Source organism: Microscilla marina ATCC 23134, assembly GCF_000169175.1.
Classification (GTDB): domain Bacteria; phylum Bacteroidota; class Bacteroidia; order Cytophagales; family Microscillaceae; genus Microscilla; species Microscilla marina.
In genome coordinates this window covers 69886-90525 of sequence record NZ_AAWS01000027.1, presented here as the reverse complement: position 1 = coordinate 90525, position 20640 = coordinate 69886, and the positions used below count along the sequence as shown (strand labels likewise).

Annotated in this window: 11 protein-coding genes; 7 read left to right on the top strand and 4 right to left on the bottom strand. The window is 42.8% G+C overall.

Translation table 11 applies throughout. From position 1 onward, the window contains the following. Positions 1-157 precede the first annotated feature (157 nt). Positions 158-1285, bottom strand: coding sequence for a hypothetical protein (locus M23134_RS22640; RefSeq protein ID WP_004156428.1), 1128 nt, complete (start codon positions 1283-1285; stop codon positions 158-160). A gap of 2301 nt (positions 1286-3586) precedes the next feature. On the opposite strand from M23134_RS22640, the gene M23134_RS22635 reads away from it, so the two are divergent. Then, positions 3587-4795: a CaiB/BaiF CoA transferase family protein gene (locus tag M23134_RS22635; RefSeq protein WP_004156424.1), complete on the top strand. Its 1209-nt coding sequence runs from the start codon at positions 3587-3589 to the stop codon at positions 4793-4795. 136 nt (positions 4796-4931) lie between these two features. On the opposite strand, the gene M23134_RS22630 is transcribed toward M23134_RS22635, so the two are convergent. Continuing rightward, positions 4932-6134, bottom strand: coding sequence for an NRAMP family divalent metal transporter (locus M23134_RS22630; RefSeq protein WP_004156418.1), 1203 nt, complete (start codon positions 6132-6134; stop codon positions 4932-4934). Between the two features lie 308 nt (positions 6135-6442). On the opposite strand from M23134_RS22630, the gene M23134_RS22625 reads away from it, so the two are divergent. Beyond that, positions 6443-6931: a hypothetical protein gene (locus M23134_RS22625; RefSeq protein WP_004156417.1), complete on the top strand. Its 489-nt coding sequence runs from the start codon at positions 6443-6445 to the stop codon at positions 6929-6931. Here the strand turns inward: M23134_RS22625 and M23134_RS38700 are convergent. After that, a complete protein-coding gene (locus M23134_RS38700; RefSeq protein WP_004156416.1) occupies positions 6928-8085 on the bottom strand; it encodes an FAD-dependent monooxygenase in 1158 nt (385 codons plus the stop codon). The two genes, M23134_RS22625 and M23134_RS38700, sit on opposite strands and share 4 nt — an antisense overlap. A 401-nt stretch (positions 8086-8486) precedes the next feature. Here M23134_RS38700 and M23134_RS38695 point away from each other — a divergent pair, with 401 nt between their 5' ends. The 3 genes from M23134_RS38695 (at position 8487) to M23134_RS22605 (ending at position 12157) form a co-directional block, all read left to right on the top strand. Then, positions 8487-9116 (top strand): TetR/AcrR family transcriptional regulator, encoded by a 630-nt coding sequence (locus M23134_RS38695; RefSeq protein WP_004156415.1) that lies wholly within the window; start codon positions 8487-8489, stop codon positions 9114-9116. A gap of 342 nt (positions 9117-9458) precedes the next feature. Beyond that, entirely contained in the window at positions 9459-11324 is a 1866-nt protein-coding gene (locus M23134_RS22610; RefSeq protein WP_004156414.1) for an N-acetylmuramoyl-L-alanine amidase, read from the top strand. 200 nt (positions 11325-11524) lie between these two features. After that, positions 11525-12157 carry a hypothetical protein gene (locus M23134_RS22605; RefSeq protein ID WP_004156411.1) on the top strand — a complete coding sequence of 211 codons (633 nt, stop codon included), beginning with the start codon at positions 11525-11527 and terminating at the stop codon, positions 12155-12157. 253 nt (positions 12158-12410) lie between these two features. Here M23134_RS22605 and M23134_RS22600 read toward each other — a convergent pair whose 3' ends face one another. Continuing rightward, positions 12411-14381 carry a SpoIIE family protein phosphatase gene (locus tag M23134_RS22600; protein WP_045114124.1) on the bottom strand — a complete coding sequence of 657 codons (1971 nt, stop codon included), beginning with the start codon at positions 14379-14381 and terminating at the stop codon, positions 12411-12413. A gap of 750 nt (positions 14382-15131) precedes the next feature. Between M23134_RS22600 and M23134_RS22595 the strand changes: the two genes are divergently transcribed. Further along, positions 15132-15998, top strand: a complete 867-nt coding sequence (locus M23134_RS22595) for a phytanoyl-CoA dioxygenase family protein (protein ID WP_004156407.1) — start codon at positions 15132-15134, stop codon at positions 15996-15998. A 560-nt stretch (positions 15999-16558) separates the two neighbouring features. Continuing rightward, positions 16559-20635 (top strand): PAS domain S-box protein, encoded by a 4077-nt coding sequence (locus tag M23134_RS38690; RefSeq protein ID WP_004156405.1) that lies wholly within the window; start codon positions 16559-16561, stop codon positions 20633-20635. Positions 20636-20640 lie beyond the last annotated feature (5 nt).

Sequence of the window (20640 nt, the reverse complement as noted above, 5' to 3'; positions counted from 1 at the left end):
ATGGCGGATAGTTCGCTTTCTGAATTCCGATGCATATCGGAACCTTAGCTATCTAACTTTTTTACGAGGAAGTCAGGGGACAAAAGCTCACAGTCCCGAACTTGATTCGGGGACGCCAAATAATATGTGAGTAACTTAGTCCCTGATGCACTAGTACCTACTTTATCACCGAGTTGGTCACTTTTACTGGAGTATCGTCGTGCATAGAAATGCCCGGATGCACAGGGTACCAGGTGCCCCCTACGTTGTTTTGAATAGTAGAACCGTCAATCACAATGTCACCCGTGCGATTGTTGCTTACAAAAAATATGGCTGACCCGTGGGTGTTTACTTCATTTTGTTCAATTTTGGTTCCCAAAAGGGTAAGCGTCATGGTATTGCCATCATTGTAAATAGCACCACCACTCCCCCCTCCTGGCGTACCAGCTTTTGCGGGGTTGCCCCCATTGCCCAACGCCTGGTTATGGGTAAACAAGCTATTTACTATAGTCCAAGATACACCAATGCTACTCAATGCACCTCCATTTGCTCCTTTGTTGCCATAGCCTTCGGCTCCACCAAAAGTACTGTTGACAATATATACTGGCAAGTTGTTGTATTGGCTAAATACCCTCATAGCTCCTCCGCCCACATCGGGTCCGGTGCCTGCGCAGATGTTGTTAAAGAAACGGGTATTTACTACCTTAAACCTTCCTCCGCGTACCCATATTGCACCACCACCATCGTATTGGGTTTCGGCAGTAGAGTTACCATTGGCAAAAGTAATATTTTGCACCGTGAGCCTGGGGTGATCTTGGTTTTGGCAGTTCGGCGTTGTCCATACAAGGTCTTGGTCGCAAGTGTTCATGTACAAAATGCGATTTTTACCTCTGCCACTTAGGGTAATCAACCCTCCACCATCAATCACCACATCAGGAGTGGCATTGTTAAACACTTTGGCGGGTTCGGTCATCTCAATGGTATGAGGGTCAGTACCGCAATTAAAGGTGATTTTACCCCCTTTTTTTACCGCAGCCAGTACTGCCTCACAAGTACAACTTGCGGGAGTCCCATCTCCTATGACTACGTCGGGGTTGGTTACATCCTCTAACCCAGCACCAGCAGGTATTGCCGCTTTTCCTTCGGGGTTGCCTGCGGCCGGTCCATCATTGGGGTTTGCCAAAGGGTTTTGATCAACAGTAGTGGTAGGCTCGGTATTGTCTTTTTTGGCGCAAGCCGAAAAACCCCATAATAGGGTATAACATAGTAATAATCTTAGGGCAATAAATGTAGTTGTGTATTTCATTGTTTTTGATGTGTTTGGTATGTGTTGTATACCTTAAGTAGCCAAAAGGTAAATTAGTGATAAATTTACCCTCAAAAGCCTTAAGACCAACACGGAGAAGTTATTTTTTGGGCTTGAATTGTCTTTGAAAACCTGCCCGTTTTTTTTAGCGTGTCATCAAATCCTGGCAGATTGGACGCTGATTTTTAACAAAGTAAATTCTATTCAAACTATTTCCTCTCGCGAAGGTCTTACCGAAGGGTGACCTGAGCAATGCTCACCGATTAATTGAAAAACAACTTATTTTTGAAAAAACTCAGGTGTTGGATTAGCAAATGTATTGGTCTGGCTAAAGCCTTAAGACCAATACAGGGAAGTTATTTTTTGGGCTTGAATTGTCTTCGAAAACCTGCCAGTTTTTTTTAGCGTGTCATCAAATCCTGGCAGGTTAGACGCTGATTTTTAACAAAGCAAATTCTATTCAAACTATTTCCTCTCGCGAAGGTCTTACCGAAGGGTGACCTGAGCAATGCTCACCGATTAATTGAAAAACAACTTATTTTTGAAAAAACTCAGGTGTTGGATTAGCAAATGTATTGGTCTGGCTAAAGCCTTAAGACCAATACAGGGAAGTTATTTTTTGGGCTTGAATTGTCTTCGAAAACCTGCCCGTTTTTTTTAGCGTGTCATCAAATCCTGGCAGGTTAGACGCTGATTTTTAACAAAGTAAATTCTATTCAAACTATTTCTTCTCGCGAAGGTCTTACCGAAGGGCGACCTGAGCAATGCGCGCCAATTAATTGAAAAACAACTTATTTTTGAAAAAACTCAGGTGTTGGATTAGCAAATGTATTGGTCTGGCTAAAGCCTTAAGACCAATACAGGGAAGTTATTTTTTGGGCTTGAATTGTCTTTGAAAACCTGCCCGTTTTTTTTAGCATCGTCATAAAATCCTCATACATTTGACAATGTTTTGTGAAGGCAAATAAAATTTGTTTTTTTATAAAAAGGAAGTAGTACACTTCTCGCGAAGGTCTTACCGAAGGGCGACCTGAGCAATGCGTGCCAATTAATTGAACAACAACTTATTTTTGAAAAAACTCAGGTGTTGGATTAGCAAATGTATTGGTCTGGCTAAAGCCTTAAGACCAATAAGGAGAAGTTATTTTTTGGGCTTGAATTGTCTTCGAAAACCTGCCCGTTTTTTTTAGCGTGTCATCAAATCCTGGCAGGTTAGACGCTGATTTTTAACAAAGTAAATTCTATTCAAACTATTTCTTCTCGCGAAGGTCTTACCGAAGGGTGACCTGAGCAATGCTCACCGATTAATTGAACAACAACTTATTTTTGAAAAAACTCAGGTGTTGGATTAGCAAATGTATTGGTCTGGCTAAAGCCTTAAGACCAATAAGGAGAAGTTATTTTTTGGGCTTGAATTGTCTTCGAAAACCTGCCCGTTTTTTTTTAGCGTGTCATCAAATCCTGGCAGGTTAGACGCTGATTTTTAACAAAGTAAATTCTATTCAAACTATTTCCTCTCGCGAAGGTCTTACCGAAGAGCGACCTGAGCAATGCGCGCCAATTAATTGAAAAACAACTTATTTTTGAAAAAACTCAGGTGTTGGATTAGCAAATGTATTGATCTGGCTAAAGCCTTAAGACCAATAAGGAGAAGTTATTTTTTGGGCTTGAATTGTCTTCGAAAACCTGCCCGTTTTTTTTAGCGTGTCATCAAATCCTGGCAGGTTAGACGCTGATTTTTAACAAAGCAAATTCTATTCAAACTATTTCCTCTCGCGAAGGTCTTACCGAAGAGCGACCTGAGCAATGCGTGCTAATTAATTGAAAAACAACTTATTTTTGAAAAACCCCCAGCTTTTGGGTGAGCAAATGTATTTCGTCATTCGTCGGAATGGTTGGGCTCATTGGTCTGGCTAAAGACCAACACGGAGAGGAGACTTGTCGCTTAAACCTTGAAACTCAACAAACTCCACTCTCCAGTACTAAGAACCCGGTTCCTACTTGCCACTTCCCTCACAAATGCGTACTTTCGGTTTTTTGACACAAGGTATAATTATTCAATCATCCACAGCAGAGTAAGTTTTCAACACATCTAAAAATCTGATAATCAATATATTATAACTATATATATCTACCGATTCGCTAAAAATCAGCGTTCTATAAAATCGGTAATAGGCTTGAAGAGCGGCCCAAAGCTTGAAGCACCGATATGCATCGGCATCTAAGGACTTGTCGCTAAAAGCTTGAGGCTGTAGAGACTACCGACTAAATGCTATGGATTAATATTAAAAAACAACACGCATGCAAGCAACACGTAAACCAAGCGCCGGACCATTACAAGGCATTAAAATATTAGATTTAACCCGTTTGTTACCAGGGCCTTTGGGGGCAATGATGATGGCAGACATGGGCGCAGAAGTAATCAAAATAGAATCGCCTACATTTAAAGATTACGCCCGAAACTTCCCTCCTTTTCTCGATAAGGAAGCCGCTATTTATTTGGCATTTAACCGCTCAAAGCGCAGTTTGGTGCTCGACTATAAGGCAGACGAGGGCAAAGCCATTTTGCTGGAGTTGGTAAAAACGGCTGACATTGTCATGGAACAGTTTCGCCCTGGGGTGATGGACAGAATGGGATTAGGTTATGAGGATTTGAAAAAGGTAAATCCTAAAATTATTTATGTGTCTATTACGGGCTATGGGCAAACGGGTCCTTACCGCGACAAAGCGGGGCACGACCTTAACTATATCAGCTATGCCGGAGCACTGGGCATTACGGGTGAGCAAGGCAAGGCTCCCGTCATTCCAGGCGTACAAACTGCCGACATTGCGGGTGGTTCTTATATGTCGGTCATTGCTTGTTTGGCGGCTTTGCAGGCGCGTCATACTACGGGTGTAGGGCAATTTGTAGATGTGGCCATGATGGATAGTGTAATGCCACTTACAGTAACTGCCCACGCAGCTTTTGCGGCTACCAATCAGCCTCAACCCAGGGGCAGTTTGTTTTTGTCGGGAGGGCTTGCCAACTACAATGTATACCCTTGCCAAGATGGTAAGTATGTTGCATTGGGCACGCTTGAGCCGCAGTTTTGGATGAAGTTTTGCCAAGTGACAGGCAAAGGTGAATGGATGAACAAGATAGCTCCTACCAGCAACAAAGCGGTACAAGCTTTGTATGAAGAGGTAAAGGCATTTTTTGAAACCCAACCCCAACAGTATTGGGTTGACTTGAGCGACCAACACGACTTGCTCATTAGCCCGGTGTATGACATACACGAGGTAGAAAATGACCCACAAGTACAAGCCCGCGAAATGATTGTAGAACAAGCCCACCCTACGGCAGGCAAAGTAAAAACGATTGGGGTACCGCTTAAATTTTCGGAAACGAAGGCACAACCTGCCTGGGCTGCTCCGGTTTTTGGGGCTGACACCAAGGCTATTTTGCGAGAAGCGGGTTATTCTGAAGCACAAATCGAAGCGTGGGTAGCTCAAAAATTAATTGTGGGCTAAGAAAAGGTGGGATGGCTTTGTTGGTGCCTCATAAAACAGCGCTTGTTTAAAACTCATCGAAAATCACGCTAAAAACGACCGTTTTAAACAAGTTCACAAGTGGAAAACTTGAAGCCATGGGGTTTCCACTTAAAAACTATTTAGGTACATATTTGCGCAGTTTGTATATTTTTACCCAAGCCCACACACTAATCAGCGTAGATACTGATACAATGATCAACCACCAATAAGTAGCTGAGGGAGTTCCCCAACCCAAGGCTTTGTATACCGACTTAAGCACATTAAACAAACCCAAATTGAGCGACACCCACACCACAGCTCCCATCAATAGGTTGTTCCAATGTTTGTTTAAAGTGCCATTACGCATCAGAGCAGGGTTGTTGATCACAAATACCAGAAATATACTGATCAAGGGCAATACCAACCCATTGAGTGCTTGTGCCAAAATAATGGCAGGAACTGGTTTGACATCGGCCAGACCAAAAGCAAGCCCGGTAAACAACACTCCTAGCCAGATAAGGCGGTAGTTGCGGCTGGTGCGTGACCATTTCTTAGCGTTTTGCCCCCCAAAAAGGCTTTGTGCCGTGATAGAAGAGGCAAGTGGAGCTGTGATAGCCGAAGAAAAACCAGCCGCAAACATGCCAAAACCAAACAAGTATACCGCCCAACCACCCAACTGGGCAGAAAGTGCCTGAGCAAGCGCCTGAAACGAAAAATGACCTTGAATAGTGGTACCCACAATAAGGACTGCCATAGAAATAATACAACCCAAGACAACCGCTACAAACAACCCAAAGCGCATGTCTTTGAGCGTGTGGGTTTTGTCTGATACGCCAGAACCCAGAAAGAGGTTGTAAGGGACTACTGTAGTGCCTATTAAGCCCAAAATGAGCAGGTTGGCTCCGTTTTCTTGGGGCAAAGAGGGAATAAATAGCCCCTGAATCAAGTCAACCGCAGGCAACGAATCGGCCACAAAAACAGCGGTAGTAAGAAAAACCAATCCCATAAAAACTACCAAAAAACCCATGAAACGCGCCACTATTTGCAAGGAAGGCAAACTGAGTACCACCACCACCAATACTCCCACAATACTTACCAACAACTTGGCGGGGAGGTTAAACATGAGCTTAAGCCCTACCACTGCCCCCAAAATATTGCCTGTTTGGTAAGCCGCTGACCCCAAAATAATGGCCCCTACTACTAATATCAACACGGGTATTTTGGCTACGCTGTTATCAAAGCTTTTGGCGATGGCTTGCCCTAAGTTGAGCCCGGAAATGATGCTTACCCTGGCGGCAGCTTCTTGCAACAAAAAACAAGCAACCGTAGAAAAACCCAACGCCCATAATAAATCTAACCGGAATGTAGCGCCTGCCTTAGAAGCTGTCGTAATGGTACCAGGTCCAATAAATGCAGCAGAGATAATTGACCAAAAAAGAATATTTAGGATTTTTGACCTGATGGCGTTTAATTTTTATTGTTAAATTCTCACTATAGAGGTTACAAACGGCTTAAAATAGTGATTAACTAGCAGAAAAGACCGTAATTTGTGTAGTGTGTGAGTTAAAATTGAAAATCGTTACACATTTAACAAAATTAGATATTAAATTTGGATAATCAAGAGTTTTAATAATATAGATCAAGTTCATGAATGATCGTACAAATTATATTCTCACCGAAGATGGTGTGATTAATAAAATAGATTCTTATTGGGAAGAATTAAATGAATTGTCTGACAAGCAAGAGCGACTCGGAAGAGATTTACTGAAGAAGTTGTTTGGACATTTCTCGTTGGGTTTAGTGGCTGTTATCTCGGTGCTTTGGGCCAATGTTCCGCACTCGTATGGTGTCATTGCCCTTGCCATTGTGTCGCTTGCTACCCTTGCCTCTGCCATTACCCAAATCAATACTTATGTGGCTTTTGTAAGAAACAAAAAACACGGGATGATTCTTTACCAGGAGCTAAGCCAACAAATTGTGCACAACTACGAAAACTCGCTGGAAAGAAGGGTTACACTCAGCAAGTTTTTGCTTTCGTGTACCCTACCCTTACACCCTTACCTTTATATGTTTTTGTTGATTTCGTTTTTTTTGGTCATCACGGGTTCTACCGTATTTTATAATTTTTACCTTTAGAAATCATACTCCAACGCGTATACTTTTTCCATGTTCGCCTCGGCAAGTCGGGGCGGCATATATTGCATCGCCAGATTGCGTACTCCTCTGGCAATGCCACTTTTTAAGTTTACCAACCGCGATATACGCCAGGAGTCTTTTACCACCTTATGCGCTTTTTTAAGTCGTTGTTGTTGGTATTGGGCAAAACCTGTAGTTAGCCGTTGTGGTTGTTGTACCACCTTTGCCATACACTCTGCCAACACCCAGGCACTTTCCAAAGCTTGATTTCCCCCTTGCCCCATATTAGGTGTAGTAGCGTGGGCAGCATCGCCTACCAGTGCCACCCTGCCTCGATGCCATTGGCTGCCGGGATTTAAATCATAAATATCATTTCTGAGAATATTAGCTACCTGGGCGGTTTTGATAAAATCGAGTACCAGCGGAGGAAAATCTTTATAAATACTCAATAAATCTTGCTTGAGACTTTTGGGGTCATCTTTGCCGCCAGCACTGGTAAAATAAGTAGCAAAGAAATAGATGTGTTCGTCGTCTATAGCACCAAACCCTACCCTGAGCCCTGGTTCATTTCCCCACATTTCGGTAAAAGTATGTTGGTAGCCTTGGGGCAACTTAAAAGGCACAATGGCACGCCAACAGGTTTGTTGGGCATAGCGGTAAGGCAGTTTGCCCAAGAGTTGCCCCCTTACCCTGGAGTGAATGCCGTCGGTTGCTACCAAAAAATCGCCTGAAGCCTGACTACCATCTTCAAAGCTTACTTTGATGCCAGAAGAACCCTCAGTAAACTTCTCGAAACGTTTGTGGGTGTGCAATGCCTCAGGGGGCAATTGCTCAGCCAATGCTCCAATCAATGCTGCCCGGTGAATGGCGTAGCACAAATTGCCTGTTTTGAAATCAGCACCTGCCAACTTTTTATGGGTATGAGTGACTACCTGCAAACGTGTAATTTGGTTGCCCAACTGTTGTACCCGGTGAAACAAATCCAGGTTTGTTCTTTTGAGTACTTCCATGCCGTTGGGGGCAAGTAAAATACCTGCTCCGGCAGGAGTAAACGCTGGGGCTGCTTCGTATACTGCAGTGTCAAAACCTTTGTTATGTAAACCAATGGCAGTAGCAAGTCCGGCAATACCGCCACCTACAATGATGCTTTTCATGATTATAGTATGTTTTTATATGCTTATTGAAATGTCTTAAACAGGTTTAGAACAAATGTTCTATAGTATGTATAACGCGAATATAGAACAAATGTTCTAATTTTATATATTTTTGTGATTGACATGATGGTATTTTGCAATGATTTCAGTCAATGTTTATCTATCTACTATTTATATGTAATACTCCACAGTGATTTTAGTCAACTTTGGTTGCCGGTGATCAGTTATTGATGAATTTAAAAACTATTTATATTGGGTGTTTAGGCATAAAACCGAAACACTTTTAAAAATAAAGTGAGTACGCAATCTTAATATAAAATACTGGTTTACAGCATTTAACAAGGTGAACATTTACTCGAATCAGCTATGGACTATCGACTAAATACTATGGACTATTGTATATGAAAACCAAAGAGAAAATACTGGCAAAAGCGCTGGAGCTTTTTAACCAACACGGCAGCGAAAAAGTAAGTACTCGCCACGTGGCCGATGCCTTGGGCATAAGTGTGGGCAATTTGTATTACCATTACAAAGACAAACAAGCGTTGATTGAACAATTGTATGAACAGTTGGTGACAACACTAAATGGTGAGTTTGATACCTTTGAAGCAGCAGATACAGGTCTTACCTCGCTTATGCACTCGGTCAGGTTTACTTTTGATACTTTGCACAAGTACCGTTTTTTGATGCTGGATTTTGTGCAAATCATGCGGGGGAGCTCTGGTATTAAGGCGCACTATCAGCAACTGGTACAATTGCGCAAGGAGCAATTCAGGTTTGCCGTAAAATTGTTGATTGGGCAAAAAATGCTGAGCGAAAGTATACAAGAGGTGCCCTTTGACTATTTGCAAATGCAATTTACTATTATGGGGGACTTTTGGATTTCGGAGGCGGAGATTTTGTATCAGGGGGCAGCAGCCGACAAAATCAAATATTTTACTGAGGCAATGCTGTATTGGTTTTATCCATATTTGACTACGGCCGGCAAAAAAGTGTTTCATGAAGTGTTGCCCACACTTTTTGAGAAGTAAGTAACGGCACATATTGATGTAATGAGCAGCTAAAGACAAGTGTGTTTAACAGTAGGAGTAAGCCTCAAGCGACAAGTCGCAAGTATAGTAGGGCTTTCTTATAAAAAATGAGCAACCTCTCTAAAGCTTGCAAAGAACAAGGTTTAGATCAGGCGTGGAGACACTGCCCTCCGAGGACAAGCTCGGAGCAAGCGAGGCGGAGGAAGAGCCTGTGGTAACAAGAGAGACGGTTGGTTTTTTAGCTTTACGCAATTAACCCCTTATATTTGTACCATCAATGGTTTATCAAATTGAGCTTGTCTAAGTTTTTGGCGCAAGCTCGTTAAAGTCAGCTTTTAACTCATGAAGATTATAAAAAATACCTGCGCTTTGATTGTATGTCTGTGGGCTTGCGCTCAGGTGAGTGCCCAAACGCTTACCCAAAAAGTAGGCAACTCGGTAAGTATATACAGTCTGCAAGTGCAACCTAACACCTCATACAAGCTCAACTTTGCCCAAAGCAGCCAAAGTCTTAGTATAGTATATGCCCCAGGACAACACATTGGCGAAAGCTACCTGAGCAGTGGTGAGCAGCGTTTTAAACTATACGCTAACTTGCACAGCACCAGCAACACCCAGCAGTACAGTCACCCGATATTGCTAAAAGCGGGGGTTCAACAATGTACTTTTTATTCGGGCAAGCTCAAGGGGGAGCTTGAGTTGCATGTATACCATTTGGGCAACACCCAGGCAGTAAAGCAAAAGGTAAGGGCGCATAAGGCGCGTTTTCGCACCCGAGAGGCTTGCGGCAAACCTGGCTCGGTACCTCAATCAGTTTGGCGGGCAGGGCTCACTCCTGAACCTATTCCTGACCCAGTGGTTACTGATGTCAAACATTTGATTGTGCACCACTCGGTGTCGTCAAACGATGCTGCCGATCAGGTGGCTATTTTGCGGGGCATTTACCTTTATCACCGGGTAACCCTGGGCTGGAACGATATTGCTTACAATTACCTGATTGCCCCGGATGGCACTATTTACGAAGGACGAGACCCACAGGGTAAAGAAGCAGAGGGAGACAATATTAGAGGGGGACACTTTTGCACCGGGCGACAAGATGGCACCATGGGGGTTTGTCTGTTGGGTACTTTTACCGATTATGAGCCACCAGTAGTAATGTTGAGTTCATTGGTTGATTTGCTGGTATGGAAGGTAAAAAAAGATGGAATGGATCCTTTTGGTGCTTTTGCCCACCCAATTAACAACCCAGTAGTAGCCGCTTTGCCGGTGGTGGCCCCCCACAGGGCAGGCTGTAGCACCCAGTGCCCTGGCGATAAGGTGTTTGAAAGAATGGAGGCTTTGCGGGAAAAAATAAATGCCGATGTGCAAGTGTGTGCGGGCAAAACTGATGAGTGTGCACCTTTGCGCCTCACGGGTGAGCTATATAACGGGGTAGACCAATTGGTAGCAGATGTAGATGCTGCCATTAATCAATGCCAAAACTCTAATACGGGTTGCGAGCAGTTTTGTACTGGCAAGGTGTTTACCGATCGTCTCAGCGAGTTGAGAAGTAAGATTCAAGCCATTGAACAAATTTGCAATACCCAACCACAAAACTGTGTAACTCCTTGTAGTTCGGCTGCTTTACTCAACAAGCTGACTACTGTAGAGCAAACCCTCAACGCCCAAATACAGTTTTGGTTTGCGGCTTCCAGTCTTGTGCCTCAACAGGTGGCACAATTGCAAACCGAAGTAAATAATGCCCTGAAACAGTGCCAACTCAATGTAGATTCGTGCCAGCAGTTTTACCCAACCAATGCGTTTGAGGCTCGTATCAAGGCGCTCAACCTTCGCATCGATAGTTTGCAGGGTTTGTGCAATGCTGACGCGGCTACTGACGCCCAAAAAGCCGAGGCTTTGCGCAGTACGTTGCAATCGCTGGAGCAAGCCATTGCCACCCAAGTAGCGCAACTCAGCGAAGATGAGGCCATAGGTGTTTACCCCAATCCAGTGGCAAGCAACGGGGTGTTGGTGATCAAAAGTCTGCACTACCAAAAGATTCGTAATATACGCCTAGTAAATATTTTGGGCAAGGCGGTAGACTTGCCCCGTAACATTATCGACCAACGCGGGTTGTTGGTGTTATTGCCCAAAATACCGTCGGGTTGGTATATGCTAGAGTTTCAGTTAGAAGGAAAAATAGTTCGAAGACGTTTGCTAATTTTGTAAGAAATAAGGCAGTCAGTGGCAGGCAAAGTGGGAATAAACACAAAATTTTTGGGGTAGTTATTCCTGCGCATTGCCCATAATTTAGCAACTTTGCCTGAGTTTTATCCCGAAATGCTGACAACAACAGGTAAGCACAAACAAAACTATTGCTTCGTTGCGTGGTTGTATGATTGGCAAAAATTTAAAATTAAACACCTATAATGATGATAGAATTGGAGAATTTGATTGGCATAATTGTAAAAAACAATGACTTACACGCCCGCTGGCTCAATAGTTTGTCTATGATGGAAAACACAGGTGCCCGCAAGATTTCGGCGTCTGAACACCCCACCCAGGTAAACCTTACCATACTAAAACACGCGGCTGAAGAAGCACGTCACGCATTTTTGCTTAAGCGCCAAATGAGTAAGTTGGTACCCCTTGAGCAGTACCCAACCTACGAAGCTCCTTATTTGTTGGCTCCGGTCAAAAGCTACCAATACTTACAGGCTTTAGACGTAGCCGCCAGTCGGTATGTAAAAAAACATTTTCAGTTGGCAGATTATGACCTAAAATACGCGGCTTATCTGTTGGTAACTTATGCTATAGAAGTACGCGCCGATGAACTTTACCCGATATACCAAAAGGTATTGACTAGAGAAAAGAGTAAGATTCAGGTAAAGGCAATCATTGTAGAGGAAGAAGGTCATTTGCAGGAAATGGTGGCGCAACTCAAAGATTTTTCGCCGGAATGGGAACAACATGCTGAGGCCATTTGTGCTATAGAAGGCAAGCTGTTTACTCAGTGGATTGCCCAGGTAGGCAAAGAGGTAGAACAAACTGCGTTGGTATAATTGCTTGCCATTATTTTATTGGGTTATTGTGCCAGGTTACCGAGGGTGGCTTGGCACCATCAAAACAAGTAAGCCTTGTGGCTGAGCCCGTCTACACTTGTCCTGCCTTATTAATTGCTAAATGATCTGATCGAACCTCTTCAAACACTGATGACAAATATGCACTTAACTGAGAAGCCCAAAACCTGAATCCTCCGATAGGGTAAAATACTCTAATGGGTTTCATCCTTATTGCACTACCAATCATCAATTATTAAGTGCTTTTCCCTGGCCACCTTGCCCCCATTACCAAAATATCGTCTACCTGATCGTGACCCAACATCCAGGCATTCAACACCTTATCGAGGGTGGCTTTTTGTTCTTTCATAGGTTGACGCGATATTGTATGCAACAACTCCCGAAAACGTTTTTTCATAAACTTACGCCCTTTTTTGCCCCCAAACTGGTCTTGGAAGCCGTCAGAATACATATAAAAAGTGCTTGGTATAGAAATGTCTATGGTATGGGTTTCGTACCCTGCATCTACCTCTACAGGGCGATGCCCATTGATGCTGTACATGCTCCCTTTGATCTCTTGCACCTCTTGGTTTTGCACCAAAATCAACGAGTTTTTAGCTCCCGAGTATTGCATCTCATGTTTTTGTGGGTCAATCACTATAATGGCTATGTCCATGCCATCGCGAATCATCGTATCTTTGCTCTTGAGGGTGCGTCGCAAAATCATATCTAAATGCAACAGCACTTGTGCAGGGTCGTACACCTTGTTTTGAATCATGATGTTGCTCAATGCCTGCGACCCTAACATAGTCATGAAAGCCCCTGGCACCCCGTGCCCGGTACAGTCGGCAGCCACCATAAATATTTTGCCTTTTGCCTTTTCAACCCAATAAAAGTCGCCCGAAACAATGTCTCGGGGGCGAAACAACACAAAATAGTCGGGCATAAAACTATTGGCGTCTTCGAGGTATAGCAAAGCTTGTTGAATGCGCTGGGCGTAGGTAATGCTTGCCGTAATGTCTTGGTTTTTACTGTCAATCTGGTCGTTCTTGATTTGCAACAACATATTGGCTTTTTGCTTTGCCTGGTTGTTGTAGACCAATACCGACAACAACCCCAACAATAACAGCACACTGCCAATGAGGGCGTATACAAAGTTGCGTCGCAAAATCACTTCTCTTTGTTCTTTTTTCAAAAGCTCCAGCTCCGACTGCTTTTGCTCTAGTTGATGAATAGACTCCAGTACATTTATTTTGTACCTGTTTTGGGTGTTTACAAACTCTTGGGTGATTTGGATGTACTGTTGCTGGTACTCGTAGGCTTTGGTATGTTCGTTTTTGAGGGCATACGCTTCTGACAATAGCTTGAGGCTGGTTGCCATCAAAGGTTTTGACGGAATTTCCTGGGCTTTTTTATAGGTGTTTTGGGCAATTAAAATTGCCTTGTCGAGTTGGTTTTGCTCGATGTATAGTTTGGCAAAGCTTACCTCAACGCTATAAATACCCGTGCCACGTACATTATTGCGGATGTTGGCTTCTTTGGCTTTGGTGAGGTAGACAAATGTCTGGTCATAGTTTTTTTGCTCAAGAAACAAATTCCCAATTCGGTTATAAACTACGTCCAACCGAGGCTGTTTGGGCATATTTTCTCTAATTTTTGCTGCTTCACTGTAGGCGTTATATGCCTCTTCAACCCTGCCTTGTTTTTGTAGTATTTCGCCCAGGCGCAAGTGTGCATAAGCCTCCCCTCCTTTGTTGTTCAACTTTTTGAACATATCAATGGCTTTTTGAGTGTTTTGCCCGGCATCTTTCAGGCGATTCTGAAACTTAAAAATCTCGCCGATATTGTTATAAGCATATGCTATCTGAATGGGTTGATTGTTGGTTTGGGCGGCCTTAAGTGCCCGGTAATAATAAGTAATGGCGTTGCTGTATTGGTTAAGGTTGCGATAGATCACCCCTACATAATTGTTGGTTTGGGCGGCGGCTTTGTGATGCTTAAACTGGGCGATTAATTTAAGGCTTCTAATGCCATAGTTTAGGGCTTTTTTGAGGTCTGAATCGCGCAGTTTCCACGAGAGTTTACTCAATATTTTAATTTGGCGTACATCAGGCGGAGTATTGGCAAGCTTGCTCTCCAGGCTGTCTATTTCTGGAGTTTGTGCTTGTGTGTCCAGCCCACCAAACATATACACTAAAAAAAATAAAATGAATAACCTGCAATGCATGAGGAGACTTAGTTAAGTTAATTTTGGGAAATGGTGCGGGATGAAGAAACTACAAAAAACATTCCTTGTATCAACCATAAGTAAAATGCAAGAAATAAAGTGTCTCTAAGGCACCAAATGTCTGGTGGATGTACAGTCGAAAAACAGAACAATTTATTTGGGTATTTTTATCAAAAACAACTGGATGATTGATTCAGTCTTTTAAATTAAACATATTTTTGCCTTTAGCCACATAACTCCATATAAAATTTGCCTGCGCTTTATTTACTGGTTTTTAACAGGTGTGTTAAATCTACTTAAAATGCTAAAATATTTCGATAGATATGCTAATTTTGCCCCGCGAAATACAAGACGGGGGTTCTTGGCTAATTAAATCATAGCTAAAAATCCCTATTAAAACCATACAAAGCGAATTTTCTTACACAAACAATGCTGTTAACGAACTATGATTACTGGTATATGGGTTTACACAAATTGTCCTATTTCTGCTTTGGCAAAAATATTCCTTTGCCCTGCCACTATAGGAAGACAGAAAAGAGGATTCAGGCATACTACTTCTCCTCATTTGTCATTACAAAAGTTAAACCTATGCTTTATATAACCACACAACTTTGGCTGCACTTTTTGTCTTGCCAAAAGCTCACCAAATATAAGGTGATGACCGTACTTTACATTCAAAAACCAAACATCCCACAGGTTGGGTATACCAAATACTATTTAAACAAAGCTTATTAAATATCTAACAAAACAATGACGTTTAAAGAACATTTTGAACAGCAAGGCTTTTTGCACTTGAGCAATTTTGTAGATCGATCAATGATCCGGCACATCAAACAACAGTACCTGCAAACAGTCAAGCCTTTTGACCAGCCCTTGCTCAGGCAAAGCACTGATCAATACGAAACCCATCTTTTTTCGGAAGATGGGTTCATGACCAACCCCTTGCTCAATATACACGAGAGTTTGCCCGAAGCATTGATTGGGTTCAGGTCTTCGGTAGTAGACCTGTTAGGACACGATGCATTACAACAGCTGTTGAAAAAGCTCATGGGAGAACGTCCGGTACTGGTACAAAGCATGTATGCTGAAAGCAGCCAAGGTAGCCCTGACCACATAGACAGTCACTTGATAGACTCTGCCCGCACAGGCAGCATGATAGGTTGCTGGGTGGCTCTGGAAGATATAGACGCAAACGGAGGACGATTTACGCTTTTTCCGAAAAGTCATTTACTAGACAACACCCAGGTATTTTCAGAGGAAGTGACTCATTTGTACCAACAATACAACGCATTGGCTATACAGGCGATCAATGCCTACCCAGGTGGGCAACCCCAGGTAGCCACCCAAGCTCAGCAGGTGTTAGAAAAACTGCTCAAGGCCAGTAACCTGAGTCGCTACAATCAGGATATTCAGGCAGGCGATGTTTTTCTGTTTTCGTCAAAGCTGATTCAAGGCAACGAAAAACCAACACATCGTCAGTCACACCATTCGGTGGTGGCTCACTTTGTGCCCGCTGTCTATCCGTTGCGTCACCACAGCACCCACAATGTAGACCTGCGCATTGCCCAAGGGGGTAACCTTGCCATTCACATAGCTCCCGAAGCAGTCATGGCATAAACAAACACCTAATCTACAAGTTGAAAGCGTGGCAGGTTTGTCACGCTTTTTTTTGTTTTGGTATTTTACCTGTTCAGGGCAATGTCTACCCAACAGACAAGGAAGCATGCCCTCCAAGACATTTGATAAGGCTAAAGGTTTGTTTCATTGTTTGTTAAAGGGCTGTTTTGATAAAAAATATCAAGTATCTCAGACTATGCACGTTGCGCGGCTGCTTCGTTATTTTTTTTAGCAATAGCCTTAACCATACCAGCCAAGGCTTTTGAAACCTTGGCTAGTATAAAAAAAACTTGCCCTAATGATCAAATTACAAATGAGCTAAAACAGCCCACCCAAGCCCCAGGCATTGTGCTATGTATAGGGCTTGGTTATTTTTACACCCACCCACAAAATTTCCTTTGTATAAATACCAGTATTCAAAAACATTTATTAAGTTTATACAAAACGGCTTAAGCTTTGTTGTTTGATTAGTTAATCAATCATTTCTATTACCCCATACCTTCAAAACTATCTTTTAAATCAGTAATGAATTCAACCATCGTACTTAACAAGACTTTATTATGAAAAATGGACAAACAGGTGATCATAAGGAGGTCACGCACAGTATTGATCATTATGTAGAACTGGTACAAAAACTAGAGCAAGAAAATGAGCAGATGAAGGCTCGCTTGTGGGTAGACTCTAACCTTACCAAATTTGACGATGTACTAAGGAGCAATTATGACAAATCACTGATAGAGTTTGCCGATGCGGTAATTTTTCACCTGGCCAAACTGACCCACTCGCTCAGGGGCACTTTTTTTACCCTCAACCAAGACACCCAACAAGTAGAAGCTACGGCTGGCTATGCCTGTACTGTAGAAACGCTTGCCAAGAGTACATTTAAGATTGGCGAAGGGCTTATAGGGCAAGCCGTTAAAGGGCAAGAAACGATCATACTAGACAATATTCCAGCCAATAATATGGTACTGGAGGCCTCTATGGGGCAACTCAGTGGCAATTGTGTAGTAGTGATTCCGCTTATTTTTAATCAAGAAGTATACGGAGCAGTAGAGTTGTTGTATTTACAAGAGGTAGCCCCCCGCTACCTGCACTTGCTCGAGAGACTGGGAGGAAACATTGCTTCCATGCTTAACAGTATTCAAAACAACATCAAAACCCGCGACCTGCTTACCGAAGCAAAAGAACTGGAAAAAGAACTGCTGACCCAGGAAGAAGAGCTCCGCCAAAATATGGAGGAGTTGACGGCAACGCAGGAAAAAATGTATAAAAAAGAAAAAGAGTTGTCGAGCAATATCAATGCAATCAATCAAACCATTAGCACTATAGAGTTTGACATGAAAGGGATGGTGTTGAATGCAAACCAACTTTTTTTACAATTGACAGGATACGAGTTTGACGATATCATTGGCAAACACCACCGAATGTTTGTAGACCATGAATATGCACAAACTACTGCCTATCAAGATTTTTGGGATAGTTTACGCAAAGGCAAAACCCATAGTGCCGAATTTAAAAGTATTGGCAACCAAGGCAAAGAAGTATGGCTGAGGGCGTCTTATACTCCAGTAAAAGGAGGAGACGGCACCCCTTACAAAATAATGCAGTTTGCTCTGGACATTACCTCAGAAAAAAAGTTAAGGCAAGACCTTGCCAACCAACTGGAAGCAATTGACCGCTCGTCAGCGGTGATTGAGTTTGACCTAAGCGGTCACATTCTAACAGCCAATGATACCTTTCTGCAAGCATTTGGCTATACCCTGCACGATTTGAAAGGCAAGCACCACCAGGTATTTGTAGACCCCGAATACCAACGCTCGGAAGAGTACCGCCAGTTTTGGCAAAAGCTGCAAAACGGGCAGTTTATAGAAGGAGAGTTTAAACAATACACCCAAAGTGAGGAAGAAATATGGATCAAGGGCAACTATAACCCTATACTAGACATCAACGGCAAACCTTACAAAGTTATTCAATTTGCCTCTGACATTACCCAAGAGAAAAAGCTCAGCCAAGACCTGGACAATCAAATGGCTGCGATCAACAAGTCGAACGCAGTGGTAGAGTTTGACTTAAATGGTCACATCACTGGTGCCAATGAGCTATTTTCTCAACTCACGGGGTATCAGCTCGAAGAGGTACGAGGCAAACACCACCAGATTTTTATAGATGCACAAGAGGCTCAATCTGACGAATACAGTCAGTTTTGGCACAAGCTACAAAACGGGCAGTTTATAGAAGGAGAGTTTAAACGATTGACAAAAGAAGGAGAAAAAGTATGGATCAAAGGCAGCTATAATCCCATCATAGGTTTAGATGGTGAGCCATACAAAATAGTAAAATATGCGGTAGACATTACCGAACAACGCGTGCTGCAAATGCAAAATGCGCAGCAACTGGAAGAGATAAAGGCAGTAGAAGAAGAAATGCGCCAAAATATGGAAGAGTTGGTGGCTACTCAGGATGAGCTCAACCGACAAGCTAAAGAGATTAGTCGTAGCAAACAGCTCAACGATGCGATACTCAATACTGCTGTAGATGTGATTATCACAATGAACTATAGGGGCATTATCCAAAGTATTAATCCTGCAGTTACTTCATTGTTTGGCTATGAGCCAGAAGAGGTAATAGGGCAAAATGTAAAAATACTCATGCCTCATAAATATGCTTCAGAACACGATGGCTACCTGAAAAATTATGCTGAAACAGGACACAGAAAGATCATTGGGATAGGCCGTAAGGTGGAGGCTCAGAAAAAAGACGGAACCGTGTTTGACGCTTATATTTCGGTGTCGGAGTTTAAAATGGATGAAGAGGTGGTATATACTGGGTTTATACGCGACATCAACGACTTAGCCAAAACCCAAAGGGAACTACAGGAACAACTTGAACAAGTACGCACCACTGAGGAAGAGCTTCGCCAAAACCTGGAAGAAATGGCAGCTACCCAAGATGAAGTACACCGACAAGCCACTGAGCTGGAAAAAAGTAAAAAACAGGCAGAAGCAGTACTTAATACGGCGATAGATGTAATTATTACCATGAACCGACAAGGCATTGTGCAAACTGCCAACCCTGCGGTTACTTCATTGTTTGGCTACGAACCTGAGGAAGTCATAGGGCAAAATATAAAAATGCTGATGCCTCATAAATACGCTTCGGAACACGATGGTTACTTACAACATTATGCCAATACAGGCGAAAAGAAAATAATTGGCATAGGCCGCAAGGTGGAAGCTCAAAAAAAGGACGGAACTGTGTTTGACGCTTATATTTCGGTATCGGAGTTTAAAATGGATGAAGAGGTGGTATATACTGGGTTTATACGTGATATAAGTGACTTAGCCAACACCCAAAGAGAACTACAGGAACAGCTTGAACAAGTGCGCACTACCCAAGATGAAATACGCCGACAAGCCACTGAGCTGGAAAAAAGCAAAAAACAGTCAGAAGCAGTACTTAACACGGCGATAGATGTAATTATTACCATGAACCGACAAGGCATTGTGCAAACTGCCAACCCTGCGGTTACGTCATTGTTTGGCTATGAACCTCAGGAAATCATAGGGCAAAATATAAAAATATTGATGCCTCATAAGTACGCTTCGGAACACGATGGTTACTTACAACATTATGCCAATACAGGCGAAAAGAAAATAATTGGCATAGGCCGCAAGGTGGAGGCTCAAAAAAAGGACGGAACTGTGTTTGACGCTTATATTTCGGTGTCGGAGTTTAAAATGGATGAAGAGGTGGTATATACTGGGTTTATACGTGATATAAGTGACTTAGCCAACACCCAAAGAGAACTGCAGGAACAGCTTGGACAAGTGCGCACTACCCAAGATGAAATACGCCGACAAGCCACTGAGCTGGAAAAAAGCAAAAAACAGGCAGAAGCAGTACTTAATACAGCGATAGATGTAATTATTACCATGAACCGACAAGGCATTGTGCAAACTGCCAACCCTGCGGTTACTTCATTGTTTGGCTACGAACCTGAGGAAGTAATAGGGCAAAACATAAAAATGCTGATGCCTCATAAGTATGCCTCAGAACACGATGGTTACTTACAGCATTATGCCAATACAGGCGAAAAGAAAATAATTGGCATAGGCCGCAAGGTGGAGGCTCAAAAAAAGGACGGAACTGTGTTTGACGCTCATATTTCGGTGTCGGAGTTTAAGGTAAACCAAGAGGTATTTTATGCTGGGTTTATTCGTGATATCAGCCAAGCTACCTCTACACAAAAAGTGCTCGAAAAGCAAGCAAAAATATCGGAGATGAATCAGGAAAAAATGCAGGCTATTTTAAATACAGCCATTGATGTAATCATCACCATGAATCGTCAGGGCATTGTACAGTCGGTCAACCCTGCCGTAACCAACTTATTGGGCTATGAACCTGAGGAAGTAATAGGGCAAAATATAAAAATGTTGATGCCCCAGCATTATGCCAGTCAACACGATGCTCACCTGAAAAACTATGCCGATACTGGCAAAAAAACCATCATAGGTGTAGGGCGCCAGGTAGAGGCTCAGCACAAAGACGGAACCGTGTTTGATGCACACATTTCGGTATCGGAATTTACACTAGGTGGTGAAGTAATGTACGCCGGTTTTATTCATAAACTTAACTAAACTTT

What these genes read in the sequence shown, in the direction of transcription:
- M23134_RS22605 (WP_004156411.1), top strand. Translation starts at nt 11,525, where the DNA reads ATGATGATAGAATTGGAGAATTTGATTGGCATAATTGTAAAAAACAAT.
- M23134_RS22635 (WP_004156424.1), top strand. Translation starts at nt 3,587, where the DNA reads ATGCAAGCAACACGTAAACCAAGCGCCGGACCATTACAAGGCATTAAA.
- M23134_RS38690 (WP_004156405.1), top strand. Translation starts at nt 16,559, where the DNA reads ATGAAAAATGGACAAACAGGTGATCATAAGGAGGTCACGCACAGTATT.
- M23134_RS22640 (WP_004156428.1), bottom strand. Translation starts at nt 1,285, where the DNA reads ATGAAATACACAACTACATTTATTGCCCTAAGATTATTACTATGTTAT.
- M23134_RS22610 (WP_004156414.1), top strand. Translation starts at nt 9,459, where the DNA reads ATGAAGATTATAAAAAATACCTGCGCTTTGATTGTATGTCTGTGGGCT.
- M23134_RS22625 (WP_004156417.1), top strand. Translation starts at nt 6,443, where the DNA reads ATGAATGATCGTACAAATTATATTCTCACCGAAGATGGTGTGATTAAT.
- M23134_RS38700 (WP_004156416.1), bottom strand. Translation starts at nt 8,085, where the DNA reads ATGAAAAGCATCATTGTAGGTGGCGGTATTGCCGGACTTGCTACTGCC.
- M23134_RS38695 (WP_004156415.1), top strand. Translation starts at nt 8,487, where the DNA reads ATGAAAACCAAAGAGAAAATACTGGCAAAAGCGCTGGAGCTTTTTAAC.
- M23134_RS22600 (WP_045114124.1), bottom strand. Translation starts at nt 14,381, where the DNA reads ATGCATTGCAGGTTATTCATTTTATTTTTTTTAGTGTATATGTTTGGT.
- M23134_RS22595 (WP_004156407.1), top strand. Translation starts at nt 15,132, where the DNA reads ATGACGTTTAAAGAACATTTTGAACAGCAAGGCTTTTTGCACTTGAGC.